General features: G+C 55.5%; 15 protein-coding genes. 1 reads left to right on the top strand and 14 read right to left on the bottom strand.

Annotated features, from left to right (window positions below; all coding sequences use genetic code 11):
* Positions 1–20 precede the first annotated feature (20 nt).
* From DYU11_RS18930 to DYU11_RS18995, 14 genes are all read right to left on the bottom strand, one after another.
* On the bottom strand, positions 21–1,022 hold the full coding sequence (locus DYU11_RS18930; protein ID WP_229365930.1) for a matrixin family metalloprotease: 1,002 nt from the start codon (positions 1,020–1,022) through the stop codon (positions 21–23).
* 217 nt (positions 1,023–1,239) lie between these two features.
* A complete protein-coding gene (locus DYU11_RS18935; protein ID WP_119669269.1) occupies positions 1,240–2,952 on the bottom strand; it encodes a GMC oxidoreductase in 1,713 nt (570 codons plus the stop codon).
* An 11-nt stretch (positions 2,953–2,963) separates the two neighbouring features.
* A complete protein-coding gene (locus DYU11_RS18940; RefSeq protein ID WP_119669270.1) occupies positions 2,964–3,488 on the bottom strand; it encodes a gluconate 2-dehydrogenase subunit 3 family protein in 525 nt (174 codons plus the stop codon).
* Positions 3,489–3,550: 62 nt separating this feature from the next.
* Positions 3,551–4,315, bottom strand: a complete 765-nt coding sequence (locus DYU11_RS18945) for an NIPSNAP family protein (protein ID WP_119669271.1) — start codon at positions 4,313–4,315, stop codon at positions 3,551–3,553.
* Between the two features lie 118 nt (positions 4,316–4,433).
* A complete protein-coding gene (locus tag DYU11_RS18950) occupies positions 4,434–6,212 on the bottom strand; it encodes a glycoside hydrolase family 9 protein (RefSeq protein WP_119669272.1) in 1,779 nt (592 codons plus the stop codon).
* Positions 6,213–6,275: 63 nt separating this feature from the next.
* Complete coding sequence (locus DYU11_RS18955) at positions 6,276–6,767, bottom strand: OsmC family protein (RefSeq protein WP_119669273.1); 492 nt, start codon at positions 6,765–6,767, stop codon at positions 6,276–6,278.
* 211 nt (positions 6,768–6,978) lie between these two features.
* The gene (locus DYU11_RS18960) at positions 6,979–7,491 is read right to left on the bottom strand and encodes a GNAT family N-acetyltransferase (protein WP_119669274.1); all 513 of its coding nucleotides are present in this window, start codon (positions 7,489–7,491) and stop codon (positions 6,979–6,981) included.
* A 51-nt stretch (positions 7,492–7,542) separates the two neighbouring features.
* Positions 7,543–8,868 (bottom strand): MFS transporter, encoded by a 1,326-nt coding sequence (locus tag DYU11_RS18965; RefSeq protein WP_119669462.1) that lies wholly within the window; start codon positions 8,866–8,868, stop codon positions 7,543–7,545.
* 313 nt (positions 8,869–9,181) lie between these two features.
* Positions 9,182–9,763 carry a DMP19 family protein gene (locus DYU11_RS18970; RefSeq protein ID WP_158600313.1) on the bottom strand — a complete coding sequence of 194 codons (582 nt, stop codon included), beginning with the start codon at positions 9,761–9,763 and terminating at the stop codon, positions 9,182–9,184.
* 44 nt (positions 9,764–9,807) lie between these two features.
* Positions 9,808–10,437, bottom strand: coding sequence for a Uma2 family endonuclease (locus DYU11_RS18975; RefSeq protein ID WP_119669276.1), 630 nt, complete (start codon positions 10,435–10,437; stop codon positions 9,808–9,810).
* Positions 10,438–10,589: 152 nt separating this feature from the next.
* Positions 10,590–12,095, bottom strand: coding sequence for an acetyl-CoA carboxylase biotin carboxylase subunit (gene accC / locus DYU11_RS18980; protein WP_119669277.1), 1,506 nt, complete (start codon positions 12,093–12,095; stop codon positions 10,590–10,592).
* Positions 12,096–12,321: 226 nt separating this feature from the next.
* The gene (locus DYU11_RS18985) at positions 12,322–13,131 is read right to left on the bottom strand and encodes a hypothetical protein (protein ID WP_119669278.1); all 810 of its coding nucleotides are present in this window, start codon (positions 13,129–13,131) and stop codon (positions 12,322–12,324) included.
* 641 nt (positions 13,132–13,772) lie between these two features.
* Positions 13,773–14,465, bottom strand: coding sequence for a response regulator transcription factor (locus DYU11_RS18990; RefSeq protein ID WP_119669279.1), 693 nt, complete (start codon positions 14,463–14,465; stop codon positions 13,773–13,775).
* A gap of 5 nt (positions 14,466–14,470) precedes the next feature.
* A complete protein-coding gene (locus DYU11_RS18995) occupies positions 14,471–16,006 on the bottom strand; it encodes a sensor histidine kinase (RefSeq protein WP_119669280.1) in 1,536 nt (511 codons plus the stop codon).
* Positions 16,007–16,145: 139 nt separating this feature from the next.
* Here DYU11_RS18995 and DYU11_RS19000 point away from each other — a divergent pair, with 139 nt between their 5' ends.
* The gene (locus tag DYU11_RS19000; protein WP_119669281.1) at positions 16,146–16,946 is read left to right on the top strand and encodes a GLPGLI family protein; all 801 of its coding nucleotides are present in this window, start codon (positions 16,146–16,148) and stop codon (positions 16,944–16,946) included.
* Positions 16,947–16,950: the final 4 nt, after the last annotated feature.

The following is a 16,950-nucleotide window of genomic DNA, read 5'->3' on the forward strand; positions in this document are numbered from 1 at the left end:
GACTCAAGCGGCTCAGTAGGTCACTGATAATCAATCACTACATCGTAAGCGCCGGAGTTATTTCCCTTATCGTTGTCGTTTACCTCAAACGTTATGTCGATATATTGTCGACCGTTGGTCTGAAATGTGCGTTTATCACTCCAGTATTGCCAGGTTAGCTCGTTGTCCACTTTGTACATCAGCGCTGCGTGAAACATATCCGGAACGATGTTGTAAGGTGCTAAGGAGCCTCCTCCTAAACCTCCATCAATCTTTCCTTCCGGACCACTGGCGCTCACGAAAAAACCTATATTAATGAAACCGGAAGCTTTGATAGCAATAGTCCCCTGTTTGTCTAGCTTAATTGTCTTCGTGATCAAGTTATTTACTTTCAGCGAGCAGGGCAGGAAACTGACACTGGTCAGGTCCTTGCAGGGGGCCGTGTATAGCTTGTTGATGGCCAGCGAGTCGGTTTTGGACGGCGCAACGGCCTGGCCTACGAACAGGGGCGACATCAGCGAACCGGTTTCACTGGATGAGGTCATGCCTAGAAACACACCCGCCTGATACGCTACCGCTTTGGTCAGAGCGCCAGGGTCCCAGTCGTAGGCACTGTTCAGCAAAATGGCGTAAGACCCGTTGCTTTCCTGCCGCAGCGCCGAAACCGTCAGCGCCGATCCGCGTACCAGTCCGACCGGTACCTGTACGGCCTGCGCCTGTACAACCGACGGATCGGCAAAACGTACCGTCAGCTCCGGGCGGTCAACAAGTTCCAGAAAACCAACGTTGGGCGACAGGCGCTGCCAAACTCCCAGCCCGGCCCGGATGGCTTCGCGTTGGGTATTGTTGTCGAGTCGGCTGTAGGTATTGGCGATGGCGTACCGAAACGCGCAACCGGTCGACGGTCGGCGGGCTACGGCGTTTTCTGTGCCAACGTACACCAGCGGAGAGGCATCCGGCGGAGCTTCCTGGCACTGAACGAACAGAGCAGACAAGACTAATAGAATGAGCGCAAAACGGGGGAGGGCGGATTGACGAGACACGGCTGAGTAACGAAGTGGACTGGTTGTGGAATAGGCCAGCAATATACTGATGCTGATTCATTTACCTGTCGTTTTTTCGTTTTCGGTCGTGTGTAATTCTACATGAGTAACAACATTTTACTTATGAATTGCCACGCTCGTAAAAACAGTAACAAAAGAAACCCCCGTTACCGAATTGACTGGTAACGGGGGAGGCTATCAGGTGTGACCGGGCTGTTTACAGCGCCTTCGCGTTCATCTGCTTCACGGCGTAATCCACAGCGCGGGCGGATAGGGCCATGTAGGTCAGCGAGGGATTCTGCGTTGACGTGGAGGTCATGCAGGCACCGTCCGTCACGAATACGTTCTTGACGTTGTGAATCTGATTCCACTTGTTCAGCAGCGACGTTTTGGGGTCTTTACCCATCCGAACGCCCCCCATCTCGTGGATGTCCAGGCCCGGATTCCGCTTATCGTCGCGGGTGCGGATGTTGGTGAAGCCGGCCGCCGTGAACATCTCGGTCATCTGCTCGATGTAATCCTTCACCATCTTCTCGTCATTGTCGTCGTAGCCCACCGAAATTTTCAGCTGCGGGATACCAAACGGATCTTTCAGCGACGAGTCCAGCGCGACGTAGTTGGTTTCTTTCGGGATGGTTTCGCCCATCATGTGCGAGCCGACGTACCAGCCGCCCAGCGTAGGGTTCACCAGGTTTTCTTTCAGGCTGGCACCCAGACCCTCGTTGTTCGTCCGGGATATCCGACCGGCCGAGAAACCGGCCGCGTAGCCCCGCAGAAAATCTGTCTCCTGCTTGTGGAGGTTGCGGAAGCGCGGAATGTACGGACTGTTCGGGCGCTTGCCTTCGGTGGTCGAATCGAGGTACCCATCGTACTGCGCCGAAATGCCCGCACGGTAGTTGTGGAACGCTACGTACTTACCCAGCAGGCCGTTGTCGTTGCCCAGGCCGTTCGGGAAGCGGCTCGATGTAGAGTTCAGCAGGATCAGGTTCGTGTTCAGGGCGGCCGCGTTCACAAAGATGATGCGGGCGTAGAATTCCTGCATCTGCTTCGTGTTGGCATCGACCACCCGAACGCCGGTGGCCCGGCCCAGTTTCTCGTCGTAGATGATCGAGTGCACCACCGAATCCGGGCGCAGGGTCATCTTGCCGGTGCGGGCCGCCCAGGGAATCGTCGACGCATTGCTGCTGAAGTAGCCGCCGTAGGGACAGCCCCGTTCGCAGATGGTCCGGTGCTGACACTGCGCCCGGCCCTGCTCCAGGTGGATAGGCTGCGGCTTGGTGATGTGCGCGGCCCGGCCCATAATTACGGGGCGGTCCTTATACTTGGTGGCCATCTGCTGCTGGAAGTGTTTCTCCACGCAGTTCCACTCGTGCGGGGGCAGAAACTCGCCGTCCGGCAGTTGCGGCAGGCCGTCCTTATTGCCCGAAATCCCGGCGAACTTCTCTACATAACTGTACCAGGGCGCAATGTCCTTGTAACGAATCGGCCAGTCGACAGCGAAGCCGTCGCGGGCCGGTCCGTCGAAGTCGAAATCGCTCCAGCGCTGGGTTTGCCGCGCCCACATCAGCGATTTACCACCAACCTGATAGCCCCGAATCCAGTCGAAGGGTTTCTCCTGCACGTAGGGGTGCTCGGCGTCCTTGACGAAGAAGTGTTCTGAACCTTCGTAAAAGGCGTAGCACTTGCTGATGATGGGGTTGGCGTCGCGTACTTCTTTCCGCAGCTGGCCCCGGTGCTCAAACTCCCAGGGGTTGAGCATGGTAGTGGGGTAGTCCGTTACGTGCCGGACATCCCGGCCGCGCTCCAGTACCAGAGTACGCAGTCCTTTGCCCGTCAGTTCTTTAGCCGCCCAGCCTCCGCTGATGCCGGAGCCGATGACGATGGCGTCGTAGGTATTTTCTTTTTTCGCGTCGATTGCAAAATTGGCCATGTCGTTCAGGATTATTTAGCTGGAGTTTGGGAAACCGCTTTCGTAGCCGGAACCGGTACACAGCCGTGGTAATAGCCGGGGGCCATGACGTAGTGCGTCAGGTTGGTCATTACGTACTCGGATGTCATGTACCCGCGAATCGTCAGGCCCTTTACGAAGGAAAAGAACTCCTTCGGCGCTGCATCTGCCGATTGCGACAATCCCTGAAGCAGGGCCGTGCGTTGCGTAGCATCGGCAGCCGCGAAGTCTTTGCCAAACTGCTGCTGCGCCATTGCCGAAACCGTTTCCAGGCCTTTTTTCAGCTTTTCCTGCGACGGCTGGTCGTAGCAGTCGGCGACGATTTTCTGGATCAGCGTATGCACACCCAGCGCTTTCGCACCCGGCGTGTCGGTGGCCGGAATGATCGTTTCAACAATTTCGGCCAGGAGCGCATCCTCGGCAACCGTCAGCGACGGTGTAAACGACCGGACCGAGGCTTCGGTCCAGTTGGTAGCCCACGTCGGCAGGCTGATTAACCCGCCGATGGCACCGGCCATCGTTTTCAGGGCACTACGTCTTTCCACAGTAATAGAACAACAGGTTGATGACTAAAACTCCGTTAAATCTGTGAATAGGGGGTTGGTTCCAGAAATACCCGAATGATGTTTGACACCGTGTTGGCGTATTCGGGCAACTGCGATACGCGTTTCCAGTCCGGATTGTCGACAAACTGCTTCCAGTTGGCATCGCGCTCGTCCATGTTTTTGAACGTCAGCATGTAGGTCAGGCAGGGCATGTGCTCACCGGCCATTACCTCGCCGAAGAATACCGGATTCAACCCGGTTTTATTGAAAATAGGGAGTTCATCCACGTTGAACATCTTCACTTTCCGCCGAACGGCATCCTCCGCAAATCCTTCATACGTTCGCAACTCAAAGATACGACTTTCCCGGTTAGGAATCACCATGTTGGGCAGGGCATCGAAGGCGTTCATGAGGGTGGTCGAATAGCGGGCAAAGGGGGCTTTGTCGGGCGTCAGGCTGACGTATGCCTGACTGGCCGTGGCATACGCTTTGTCGTCGGCCAGCTTCGTTGCCAGGTTGGCGTACTCGTCCCACGAAGGGTGGGGGATCAGGACGTACAGCCTGGCCGGTTCGCTTTTGCTCATCTCCTTAAACACCCCTACGTTCTTGATCTTGTGCCGGTTCAGGGCGGGTATCAGCGCATCTTTCAGGTAGTTTTCGGTGGCCGGACTGGAGCCACCGCGAAGCTGATAGGTACGTAGTTCGTATACTTCTTTTTTAGGCGCTTTAGGTTCGGCCTGCGCGGTCGTCAGGGCGGAAGCGGCCAATACGGAGGCCGACACAAATTGTCTGCGTTTCATTGTATTAGAGGGGTTAATTGGGTAAACGGGGCATCAGGTACACCGAGACGGCACTGAGCCGCTGGTCGCTTCTTATGCCTGTTCTCAGTTCGCGGTGCCGGAGTGGTTAAATCAGCACTTACTTAAATCTAAATTCGGGTTGAAGGGCTTCGATCGCTGCCGCGAGGTACACAAACGGCGCGTTCCAGTTGATGGCAATTTCGTTGGATGCGTACGAGCAGTCGTTGTCCAGAAACGTCTCGTCCGGCGACGTAGCCGTGTAGCCGGGACACTTGTCCTGTTTGGGCGCGTTACCGTTGGGACCACCCGAAAGCAGGCCCGGTACCGGCTCGTCAACGCCGTCGGCCACCGACGGGCGGTGGTGCGGGTGCATCACGGGTTTGTCGCCGAAGCCGGTCAGGAACGAGTAACCGGTGGCGTTGCGGCCCAGCAGGAAATCCAGGTTTGCCAGGGCGTGGCCAAGGTAGCTCCTGTCGTTCGTCAGCCGATACGCCTGAATCAGCGCGATGCCCTGATTGGCAGCCACCGAACTGCTGCCCCAGATGTAGTCGCGGGCCGATTTGCCCATCACCGTACCGTACGGGTTCTGATCGGTGCCCTGAATTAGCCCATCGGCAAATAGAGTCAGGCGTTTCTTCAGGGCGGGTACGTCTTTTTTACCCGTGGCCGTCAGGTTGTCGGCAAAGCGGGCGAGGGTGTAATAGCCGAGCGTGCGTACCTGGTTCCAGGAGGGCAGGGGCGTTTTGTCGTCGGGGTACAGGTTGACGGCGGTGTAGTAGGCATCGTCTTTTGTGGTGACGTACAGTTCCGCAGCCGCCCAGATCCATTCGTCGCTTACGTCGCGGTCGCCGTACGCTCCCGTCGATACATCGGGGTCGAACTGGCGGTTCATGGCTTCCTGCTCGTACAGAACGGCCGGGTTCTGTCTGGCCCAGTTCCAGGCTTTGACAGCCGCCGTCAGACACGAATCGGCCAGTCCCGGTACGGTCCGGCTGTTGCGCCGAAACACCCGGCTCGCCTGGGCCATCACGGCCGCAAAATCGAGCGTAGCAGCCGTACTTTTCTGCACTACGTAGCGGTCTTTGGTTGCCTTGTCGGGCATGACCATCCCGTCGAATTTTGCGTTGGTCAGTTTGTGGTACACTCCGCCGTCGGCTGGGTCCTGCATGGTCAGCATCCAGCGCAGGTTCCACAACGCTTCGTCGAGTAGGTCGGGCAACTGATTGCCGGATTCCGGAATGTCAACTTTCAGCGAGGTGGTGTACGCGGGAAAATCTTCGTACAGCGACAGCAGCGTGCCCATCGTAATGCCCGAGTTCACGATGTACCGGTTGTAGTCGCCGGCATCGTACCACCCCCGCGAGGAAGCAATCACTGTATTTTCCGGGCGACCCGGCGATGCGGCCGATGCGTGAACCAGCGCCCGCGAGTCGGCGTGACCAGCCGGGCGGCTCCACTTGCCGGCGTAGCGGGCGGGCAGGTCAACCGATACCCGCTGGTAGTAAAATCCTTTGATCGACCCGGCGGCAACGGCCTGGTGAACATTCGGCTTGATCTCAAACGGGTACGAATGGCCCATGCCCGGCACGACCACGACGTACGTACCGGGTTTGGTGACCGCCGAAAAGTTGGCCATGCGATTCACCTTGCCCGACAGCGGGTTCGTCTGCGGGGCGGAGAGGGTACCGGTAAATACTACGGTTTTGAGATCTGAGGTCGCCACCTGGAACGTGGCGCCAGACTCGCCGACCACCACGGCTTTTTTGGGGGCACTGGGATAAAAACCGATCTGGTTGAGCCGGATCGACTCAGAGACAGTCTGCGCCTGAGCCGTCAGTGTGCAGACTAAGGCACCGAGCCGACAGGCGGCCCGGACATGAAAACGGATTGTGTACATTGTTCAGGGTATTCACCAGCAAAACGGCGCAAGACAGTATTTCTACTGATTTGATCCAGGTGTTTAATTAACGGACGGTTCGGCGGTCGCTGCCCGGCATTTCGGCTGATGATGCACCGGAAAGTTGCAGGAGTTGGCAATAAAGCACAGCTTGTTCGCCTGGGCATGCAGGTCGTTGGCACGGTCAATCATAGCGTCCTCCGTAACGGTTACGGTTGGGTGAAGAGTAACTTCGGTGAAGTGCCCGCCACCGTCCGGGGTTTCGACCATGATACCCATTGCGTTGTCGACGTAATCCGTTACGACAATGCCGTTCTGCGCGCAGAGGTGCAGAAACCAGAGCATGTGGCAGGTCGACAGCGAAGCCACCAGCAGCTCTTCAGGATTGTGCCGGGTAGGATCGCCCCGAAAAGCCGGGTCCGACGACCCGAGGATGTCGGCTTTGTTCGGCACCTGTATGGTGTGACTCCGGTCGTAGGCCGTGTAGGTTTTCGTGCCCTGGCCTTTGTTGCCGGTCCATTGGACGGTCAGCGCGTAGTGGTGTTGTCCTTTCATGAGGTCAGACGGGTTGAAAAAGTATTGTTACAAATAGTGTAGCCCGTTTTTGTCATCCTGAGATACGAAGGATCTGCGGTAGTTACTGGTTTTTCAGCCTTTGCCAAAGATCCTTCGTACTTCAGGATGACAAAAAATGCAGGATGACAAAAATAGCCTGATGGGGCTTCCAATTTCAAAACTTCCCTGATGAGTTAATTGACTCTGTGAATTAAGGGGCTGTGCTTTCAAACAATAGCAGTTCTTCGCTGTCGGTTGTCAGCGTAACCCGTTTCCGGAATTGTAAGCCCAGTTTTTCAAGGAGTTTGATGGACGGCTGGTTTTCCGGGGTGACAATGGCGGCTACCGTATCAATGCCGAGGGTTGTGTGTGCGTAGGCCAGAACGGCTGAGGCTGCTTCAAAACCGTATCCGTGCCCAACGTAGTCCGGCAGGAAGGCAAAGCCGATGTCTGGTTTGTCGAGCGTTTCGCGTTGTAACAAACCGCAAAGGCCAATGGGCGTATCGGTAGGCCTGCGAGTGACCAGATACAGGCCAAACCCCCACCGTTCATAGCTCGCCAGAGGTCCCCGAAGAAGGTATTGACGGGCGTCGTCGAGCGTTCGTACGCCACGATCACCAATGTACGTGAGCCAGGCCGGCGTATTGAGCAGGTCAAGGATAAAGGGTGCGTCCTGAACCGATAACAGACGAAGGTGCAGGCGTTTGGTTGTCAGAAGGGTCATGCGGAAAACAAAAGGGTTGCCCTGCCTGTGGGCATAGGCAGGGCAATGGGGTTAATAGGCCGATGATAACGTACGGTAGGCTTTTGATCGTATAGCCAGCAGCGTGATCACCAGACCAATCAGGCCGGTCAGGGTAAACAGCAGCGCCAGCCCGCGGTCAGAACCCGTACCGAACCAGGAACCGATCAGGCTTACCCCGGCTCCGGTTGTCATGAACGGAATAAAGATAAGCTGTGCAATAGGACCGATCATCAAGGCGGTAAGGGGCGATGCGGCCTGTTCAATGCTCTGGGCAAAACCAAATACCCGGCCCTGGCGTTCGGGCGGAATCACTTTCTGAATGATGGTCTGCTCGGCCGCTTCGACCACCGGAATCAGACACAGGTAGATGAACATCCCGGTAGCGAGCAGAATAATTGAAGCCTGGATGGTGAAGAACACGCAGACCGTCCACATGGCAATGTTGGCCAGAAAGAGCGTTCGCAGCGGTTTTTGACCGAGCCCAACGCGGGCCACGGCCAGTCCGCCAAAGATGAATCCCAGACTCAGGAAGCCCCACAAGATGCCCCACATCTGAACCGATACGAGCGACAGCCCGTAGGCGTCCATGAGCGACATAAAGACGCCCCCGAGGAAGTTATTGATCGTGTTGAAAAAAATCAGGCCGAACATGCCGGGAATGAGCTGAATGGCCCGGATCGTGCCGCGAATGTCGATGCTGTCGTTCTTGGTTTCGGTAGAGGTTATTTCCTGTTTGGGGAATGCTACCGTCAGCAGATGAGCGATAACGGCGGCCGTAAGGCCAATGGCCACCGCCAGGGTCCAGAACATACCGATGAAACCGATCGCCAGTCCGCTGAAGATGGAGGCCACCAGAAAGGACACCCCGTTGGCCGTGCCGACAAGGCCATTTGCCCGGTCGCGCTGTTCGGCAGGTACAAAAATCGTCACCACCGTAGCCAGCGCAATGGACCGTATGTTGCCCGCAATTGCGCCCAGAAGCGACAGAATAATGAACGCCCACAAGGCAATGCTGGATGGGTCTTTCAGAGTAGCCGCCGGGGTTGTCAGGTAAATGGCAGCGGCCAGGAGGTAAAGGAGTAAGGTCAACCCGCTAGAGAGCAGCATCGCGTATTTTTTCGGGTAGCGGTCGACCAGTGAGCCGAGAAAAAAGCCGGACAGCGCAACTGTACCCGTGTACACGCCGGCCATGATCGAGGTGGCTACCACGGATTTTGTCTGAAGATACACCCAGAACGTAACGGCGAACCACACGAAGTTATTCGTCAGAGAGGCCGTCAGGGAGTTGACCAGGATCGTGAAAAACAACCGGGGTATTCGGTCGACAGCCTGTGCGGATGAGGGGGGTAGAGTCATACTTGCTTCCATTCGTGATCAATCGGTATCTGTTGTTCGTCTCAAAAATACGACAAACGCAGCACCTGAATGGGGGCAATACCGACAGAAACCGGGGTGATTCCGACAGTCGGATTCATTGGTTTTTTCTGAGCTATAGTTGCCTTTTTTTGCCTTGTTGATGACTGGTTGAAATGCCTTCTTTTCCGTCAGGGGCGTTAAAAACTAATAGTATACTGGATGAGTGAGTCGTCCCGAGTACAAGTTCTATCTGGCGAACGGAGCTGCCATGTAAACAACAACCTAAGTACGCAAGATCCCGTAATCGGGCCGGTTACTTGCTCACAAACTCGTCTTTATGACTCCTGATGTATTTGATCCGGAACGCAGACAGACTTTGCCGTTCGTTCATCGACTGGAATTCAGCGTCCACCTCGTGCAACGGTTCATCCGGGCTTTTTTTGCTGAGCAGTTGCAGGGACGCCAAGTTCAGAACGTCCAGGTCCGGCTTCATCTCGTTATAGGTTTCGCTGGCCTCCTGCATGATGTCCTCGAAGGGCGTAGCGCCAAGCACCTGAATGCCTTCCAGAGCAAGCTCGGCAAACTGATCGGGCGTATTGCGGAAGAACTGAAAAAAGCCGCCGTTTGTGACCTCGTTTTCCAGTACCCACGTAATGTAGACCGCCCGCTGCCCTTTCGACAGCGTTTTGATGACGTCATACTCCCTGGCCAGGTCCTTGTTGACCCGTTCCGATAGCGCATCCATGACGATTCGTTCGAGTTCGCTGTCGGGAGCCTTATCGAGCATCGCCCGGGTAATGCCGGCTGGTGTTGTGTCGCTGGTGCTGCCGGCTGACTGGCCGAGGCAAACTTTCGAACAGAGCAGGATGAGAGTAACAAGAAAAAAGTTTTTCATGGACGTGATCGATCGGTCGGGGTTGATAGCATACCCGACAGGTATCATGGAGTTGTAAAGTCAGTCTTTCGGTAAATGGCCTGCATTGGTAGTTCGAGAGCCCCCAACCGAACCACCGAATCCAGTGAGCGATAGTCATGATTGAGCCACTCGTCCGGTACATTCGTTCGGGAATACACCGAAGCGAATGGTCGGTCCTGGTCAACAAACAGCATGTATTGCAGCGAGGGAATGAGCTTGTAATACGTCAGTTTTTCCATCAGATCAAACCGGCGGGTGCTCTTCGACAGTACTTCGACGATAATCTCCGGATTCTGAATCCGTACCGTCGAAGGGCGACCGCCGGGTGTGGTGCCGTATTCAACGGGTTCTTTCACAACGGAAAGGTCAGCGTTGAAATCACCAGCCTGGTTGGGTATCGCAATTTTGATATTGCTGCCTAACACATCATACCCTACTCGGTCAGTAAAATAATTTGATAACAAAACTGCCAGAACAATAACCAATGACTCATGTTGACGGGTAGCTTGTCCCACAATAATCTCGTCGTTTAAGAATTGAACGGTGTAGGGTGACGTATCAACCAGGCTGTGGTACTCATCCCAGGTGGCCGGCAAACGCAGTAGGGCGTCTTCTTCCAGTGCGTCAGGCAATTTGAGTGTAACGGCTTCCATACATTGCTGGGGTCAGGCTACTAATTTACAGTGAATTATGGATACGTGCCAACTTAATCCACTAAAGGACAGCTAACAAGTGGAATGGCAAAACCGGCTTACATGGATCAGATGCGTAGCCATAATTCACGTTAATTTACCGAAAACGTACGTCAGCTCAACCGGTTTGTTTTCCACTTGCTCCGGGGCTGTGCCACCTGAATGCTGGTGCCATTCGTTTTTGGCTTCTGCTGTTGCATCAGCCAGGCCGCCAGCACGGCCGCCAGTTCCGCTTCGGCGGGGTCGGCGTCGGCAATCAGCACATCGGGATTTGGGGTAAAGTACCGGCCCACAAAGCCCGTGTCGAACTGCCCCGACCGGAACGCTTCGTGTTCCATCACGAACCGGCAGAACGGCAGCGTCGTCTGGACGCCCGTAATCTGGTACTCATCGATGGCCCGGATCATCTTCTGGATGGCTTCCTCGCGGCTGTCACCGTACGTAATGAGTTTGGCGATCATCGGGTCGTAGTAAATCGGGATGGTCATGCCCTGCTCGAAACCGTCGTCGACCCGAACGCCGTTGCCCTGCGGCCGTACGTACGTTTCCAGCGTACCGACGTCGGGAAGGAAGTTGTTGGCCGGGTCTTCGGCATACACACGGATCTCCACAGCATGGCCTTTAATGGCCAGGTCTTCCTGTTTAATGGGCAACGGCTTGCCCTCGGCGATGTAGATCATCTGCTTCACCAGATCGACGCCCGTAATCTGTTCCGTGACGGGGTGCTCTACCTGGAGCCGGGTGTTCATTTCGAGGAAGTAGAAATTGAGCTGATCATCCACGATGAACTCCACCGTGCCGGCACCGTAGTAACCACAGGCCCGCGCTACGTCCACGGCGGCCCGGCCCATCGCGTCGCGAATTTCCGGCGTCAGGATGGCGGAGGGCGCTTCTTCGACGACCTTCTGGTGACGGCGCTGGATGGAACACTCGCGCTCGAAGAGGTGAATGATGTTACCGTGCTGATCGCCCAGCACCTGAATCTCGACGTGGCGGGGCGACGTAACGTATTTCTCAATGAACACTGAGCCATCACCAAAGGCCGACAGGGCTTCGCTCACTGCGCGGTCCATCTGCTCGTCAAATTCGGCGTCGTTCTCGACAATCCGCATGCCTTTGCCGCCCCCACCGGCGCTGGCCTTAATCAGCACTGGATAACCGATTTTGGCCGAGATGGCTTTGGCTTCGGCCCGGTCGGTGATGGCACTGGGCGTACCGGGCACCATCGGGATGTTGTAGGTCGCGACGGCGGCTTTGGCGGCCAGTTTGCTGCCCATGATCTCGATGCTCTCGGGCGATGGACCAACGAAGATCAGACCGGCCTCGCGGACCTGCCGGGCGAAGTTGGCGTTTTCGGATAAGAAACCGTAGCCGGGGTGAATGGCGTCGACGCCTAAGCGTTTGCATACGTCAATGATGACGTCGCTTTTCAGGTACGACTCCGACGACGGGGCCGGACCTACGCAAACCGCTTCGTCGGCGTAGCGAACGTGGAGGGCATTGCGGTCGGCTTCAGAGTAAATGGCAACGGTTTTGATGCCCATTTCGCGGGCGGTACGCATGACACGCAGGGCAATTTCGCCCCGGTTGGCGACGAGGAGTTTGTTGATTTCGGGCATGAAGTGACGTCTGATTGAGTCGCGGATGATTCAGCCGTCCGACGGCCGAATCAAGTTCGTAAACTTAGCAGTTTTGGCCGGTTCACACAATCAGTTTATAGCCTACGCCCCTCAGGACTGATCGGTCAGAATTAAACGTGTTTAAGAATTGGGTTAGATGGGGCCGTATGTAGGTAGCTACCGAAAAATGGTTTGCTGCGTACCCTGCGGTTGTTGGCTAGCCGTTTTAGTAGTACTCCAGCTCAGTAGCCCCCCCGTTCTGGACAATACGACCTGGTAGGCCATCGGGACGGTATTCGTACGTCAATCCCTGAGCCACCTGTGTGTTGGGGCTTAGAAACAGGGCGGCAGGGTAGTGAACCGTATTGAAATAAGGATTACGGCCAGTGCCATACTCATACGTGAACGTGCGGTCTGAAAGATCAGCCGTTGCTGTGCTGTTCTGTTCCCTGACAGCCACTACGTTGCCGCGAGAATCATACGTTAGTGTCTGTGTAAGCGTGCCTACTCCTTGTGCATCAGATCGTACTACCTTAGTGAGCTGTCCCTGAGCAGTATAGTCATATAGGCTCTTGCTACGAAAATCCCAGTCACCATTACCCTTAAGGTACGTCCGGCTTTCAGTAATGCGTCCGGCCCCGTCGGTCGACAGTTCATCGTAGCTTGTCCATTCCACTGGACCCGTGCAATTGAATACACTCGAATAGCCGCAATTATTAGAAAAGTGCTGCACATAACGTAAGCGGCCATTCACATCATAGCGGTATTGAAGGGCTGATTCGACGGCGTTAAATCGGATGATCCGCCATTCAACCAATTGGCCGCGCTGGTTGTAACGCCACTCTCCGGTGGTATTGCCATTCTGAATTTCACGTTTAAGACGTCCGGCAATCTTGGCCCCCTCCTGGAAGGCTTGATACGTAGCAGGCAGATCTGCCAGGGACGCAACAGGAGCATCCAGGGGCACCACTTCATTCTGCTCCCGACAGCCGGCATTGAGCAGTAGAATACTTACACACGTAAATAGGTAGCGCATAGACTTTTACATTTCGCAATGTACAAGAGACCCTTATGCGTCATAAAAGGTTGGAAATAAATACAATGACGTCGGCATGGATCAGCGAAAAGTCTCGTATCAAGCGCGGAATCACTTATACCGATTCATGAACAGAGAGAACGGCCAAAGCAGCGTGGCCGAAACGGCTTTGCTCCAGTTCGGTCGGTTGGGGTTCGTCCGAATAGCCCTGGTGCAGTACCAAACCAACACAGTTCCTGATATAAGCCAGGCGATTGCCATTGTAAAGAGGGTTTATAACGGTTCCTCAAAACGAAACCAAAACACTGAATAAGAAGTCCTGCTCTGAACTGAGTAGCAGGACTTAAAAAGACAATCCACTTATTAAACTGAGTCCTTGTGTTGTTTTCGGATTCTGAAGTAGCTATAAAGTGTATATCCTTCCCAGAATACGCCACTAATTAAAAGTATCCTTCCTGGTACCTGGTTGCCTGAAATGAACAAAATGCATCCTATTACAACTACAAGTGCTCCTAACAAAAACATGTGAAATGCTCTGGCAAAAAGCGGGTTATGAATCATAGCGTTAGAGTAATTAAGTTCACCACATACTGATCGTGTAAGATAACAAAATTATTGTATAAGTGTTACATAGCCGCTAATTACACAATCAGTTTATAGCCAATGCCCCGGATGTTGACGATCTGGACTTGCGGGTCGTCTTTGAGGTAGCGCCGGAGCCGCGTAATGAATACGTCGAGGCTGCGGCCATTAAAAAAGCTGTCGTCGCCCCAGAGTTCCTGCAACACCGCACTCCGTTCAAGAACCTGGTTCCGTTGCTCATACAGCCGCCGGAGCAGTTCGGCTTCGCGGTGGGAGAGGAAATCTTCGCGGCCGTCGAGGATCAGCTTCTGTTTGGGCGGGTCGAACTGGTAGCGGCCAATCGCCAGCAGGCTCGGTGGCGGTGGCGTTTGCTCGGCCAGACGGGGAAGTTGTCGGCGTTTCAACAGGGCGTTGATGCGGACAATCAGCTCGTCGAGGCTGAACGGCTTCTTCAGGTAATCGTTGCCGCCCAGCTCGAACCCTTTCACGACGTCGGCGGTTTGCGAACGGGCCGTCAGGAACATAATCGGAATGTCGGCGTCGGTCTGCCGGATGGTTTCGGCCAGCGAAAAGCCGTCCATCGTGGGCATCATCACATCAGCCACCACAATATCGGGTTTCTGTTCCTGGAACAGGGCCAGTCCCTCGGCCCCGTCGGTCGCGTACTGTACCGTAAAGCCGCGGACTTCGAGGCTGTCGCGAACGATCATACCCAGCGCCAATTCATCTTCAATCAATAATACGGTTGCCATGCAAGCTATGCGGGAGAAGGAGTGCGAAACAGGGGGATAGGAAATTTCCGGATGCGGGCGTGGCCGTCGCCACCGGTCTCGGGAATCAGCAGGATGAATTCGCTGCCAACGCCGGGTTCGCTGATGACGTCGATCTGACCGCCGTGCTTGTCGATCACCTGCCGAACGTACGAAAGCCCCAGTCCAAACCCTTTGACCGGGTGCAGGTTGCCGGTCGGGACGCGGAAGAAGCGATCGAAGATAGCCTCTTGGTACGATCTGGGAATGCCAATGCCGTTGTCTTTGACCGACAGCCGCCAGACTCGCTCCTGCCTGCCGCTGGTAATCCGGATCGTTACGGACTCGCCAGAGTATTTAATGGCGTTGTCGATCAGGTTGTTGATGGCATTGGTGGTATGAAACCGGTCGATCCGGACGGGCTCCTCGCCGGGTTGGATGTCGACCTCGAAGTGAACCGGTTTGTCGGCTTTTACCTGGTGGTTGCTGATGATCTGATTCACCAGCTCCGACGGCCTGATCCACTCGGGGTTGAGTACCAGCTCTTTCTTCTCCTCGACCGCCAGATTCAGGACCTTCTCGACCAGATCCGATAGTCGCTGCAGGTTAGTGCGCGAAACGGTCAGGTACGTCTGGGTTTTCTGCGGATCATTGAGCGCCCCGAAATGCTGCAACGCGTCAACGGCCGCCGTGACCGTAGCCAGGGGCGTTTTCAGTTCGTGCGTCATGTTATTGATGAAGTCATTCTTCACGTCCGACAGCTTTTTCTGCCGCAGAATTGTCGAGAGCATGAACAGAAAACAGCCCGTCGTGAGGGCCAGCAACACCACCGAGCTGCCCAGCAGCCAGCCCATCCGGCGCAGCAGGTACAGGGTCGGTGTGGTGAACGAGGCCTGCACAAACAGGTTTTTTACGGGGTTGATCGGTATGGGGGTAGTGGACAAACTTTCTTTGGCAGCAGACGCCGTCAGATCCTTGAAAATAAATACGTTATCCCGGGAGCGTTTGGGCCGGATGGTCAGCGTATCGAGCTTGAAATCAGCATCGATACCCCGCTGAGTCAGCTCGGAGCGGTACGTTGCTGCAAACGTGCGGAGATTGACCCCGGTGTCTTTCGCCCAATCGAGCAGCAGCAGCTTTGAAATCCGTTTGGCCAGCGAGTCAGCCGGTACGCCGGGCGGGGCTGCTGACTTCCGGCTCCTCACAATCATCCGCGTGGGCTCAGCCTGCGATCGGACCTGGGCAGAAACCGTATCCAGTTCCTGGCTGATGAAAATACGTTCTGAATCGCCGGCATCCCCACCGAACCGCCGAATAACCATATGACTCCGAATGCCCTTGGTAGCAGGCTCATTGCCCAGCAACACGCGGGCGTCGGTCAGGCGCTGCTGCTGAACGGCCTGCCACATGGCATCCTGCACCGTCCGCTGAAACTGCTGACGGTTTAGCTGATACGTCGTGAAAAGCCAGTACCCCTGGAAAGCATTGATGCCCAGGATACAGAGGATCATCAGCCAGAAGATGGAGCGGATTCGCCGTTTCATTCGTTCGGGGTTTCGTATACAAATCTACGTAGCTGAGCCTGGCTGTACAATGGCGTTAACAGTGTTTAACACTAAATAGCAGTGCATTACATTCCGGTGCCGGAAGTTTGTACGGTCATTTCAAACCAGACAAATTTCCATGAAAACGCACGCAATCGCACTACGTATCCTATTGGCCCTCGCGGGGGCTATGTCCCATCCGCTCTTTGCTCAGGCGCCAACGTCGGGGCAGATTACCTACGAAGGGGTCCGCAAGATTGACCCGTCGGGAATGCGGATCGTGATCAACGGCGAAGAGGTCAAGCCCGGCGATCCCAACTTTCCCACCGATATTCCCGACACCCGCACTTTCAGCCAGAAGCTCATTTTCGCCGGCAACTTTGCCAAAGAAGATCGCGGGGAGCAGAACGCCGTTATCCGGACGTTTGTAGGTGGACCCGGCGGGGGCGGTGCTCCTCAGACAACCAACATGGGCCGACCATTCGACGAGCAAACATTTGTGGACCTCACCGGCCAGAAAACCATTACGTTGCTGACCGTCGGCAAGGACAAAGAAGCCAGAACGTACCGGGCCGAAGCCCCCATCAAGCGGGTTGGTAACTGGCAACTGACCGATCAGACCAGGAAGATTGCAGGCTACACCTGCCGCAAAGCCACCGTACCCTACCGCAACGATACGTATACCGTCTGGTTCACGACCGAACTGCCGTTTACGTATTCGCCTATCCGCGAACTGACGCCCGAATCGGGGGTGGTGCTGCTGGTCGAAAGTAACCGGGAGCAGTTCCGGGCGACAAAAGTGGCCGCAACGGCCGTCGACCAGAACGACGTTCAGCCAAAGGCCCAGGCTGAGACGGTTGCTCCCGAAAAGCTCACTGATCTGCGGGACAAAGCCATGGCGGATTTCCGCCAGCAGTTGATGATGGGCGAGCGAAACTAAGACA

The sequence above is a fragment of the Fibrisoma montanum genome, assembly GCF_003583365.1.
Classification (GTDB): domain Bacteria; phylum Bacteroidota; class Bacteroidia; order Cytophagales; family Spirosomataceae; genus Fibrisoma; species Fibrisoma montanum.

What these genes read in the sequence shown, in the direction of transcription:
- DYU11_RS18935 (WP_119669269.1), bottom strand. Translation starts at nt 2,952, where the DNA reads ATGGCCAATTTTGCAATCGACGCGAAAAAAGAAAATACCTACGACGCC.
- DYU11_RS18940 (WP_119669270.1), bottom strand. Translation starts at nt 3,488, where the DNA reads ATGGCCGGTGCCATCGGCGGGTTAATCAGCCTGCCGACGTGGGCTACC.
- DYU11_RS18945 (WP_119669271.1), bottom strand. Translation starts at nt 4,315, where the DNA reads ATGAAACGCAGACAATTTGTGTCGGCCTCCGTATTGGCCGCTTCCGCC.
- DYU11_RS18950 (WP_119669272.1), bottom strand. Translation starts at nt 6,212, where the DNA reads ATGTACACAATCCGTTTTCATGTCCGGGCCGCCTGTCGGCTCGGTGCC.
- DYU11_RS18955 (WP_119669273.1), bottom strand. Translation starts at nt 6,767, where the DNA reads ATGAAAGGACAACACCACTACGCGCTGACCGTCCAATGGACCGGCAAC.
- DYU11_RS18960 (WP_119669274.1), bottom strand. Translation starts at nt 7,491, where the DNA reads ATGACCCTTCTGACAACCAAACGCCTGCACCTTCGTCTGTTATCGGTT.
- DYU11_RS18965 (WP_119669462.1), bottom strand. Translation starts at nt 8,868, where the DNA reads ATGACTCTACCCCCCTCATCCGCACAGGCTGTCGACCGAATACCCCGG.
- DYU11_RS18970 (WP_158600313.1), bottom strand. Translation starts at nt 9,763, where the DNA reads ATGAAAAACTTTTTTCTTGTTACTCTCATCCTGCTCTGTTCGAAAGTT.
- DYU11_RS18975 (WP_119669276.1), bottom strand. Translation starts at nt 10,437, where the DNA reads ATGGAAGCCGTTACACTCAAATTGCCTGACGCACTGGAAGAAGACGCC.
- accC (WP_119669277.1), bottom strand. Translation starts at nt 12,095, where the DNA reads ATGCCCGAAATCAACAAACTCCTCGTCGCCAACCGGGGCGAAATTGCC.
- DYU11_RS18985 (WP_119669278.1), bottom strand. Translation starts at nt 13,131, where the DNA reads ATGCGCTACCTATTTACGTGTGTAAGTATTCTACTGCTCAATGCCGGC.
- DYU11_RS18990 (WP_119669279.1), bottom strand. Translation starts at nt 14,465, where the DNA reads ATGGCAACCGTATTATTGATTGAAGATGAATTGGCGCTGGGTATGATC.
- DYU11_RS18995 (WP_119669280.1), bottom strand. Translation starts at nt 16,006, where the DNA reads ATGAAACGGCGAATCCGCTCCATCTTCTGGCTGATGATCCTCTGTATC.
- DYU11_RS19000 (WP_119669281.1), top strand. Translation starts at nt 16,146, where the DNA reads ATGAAAACGCACGCAATCGCACTACGTATCCTATTGGCCCTCGCGGGG.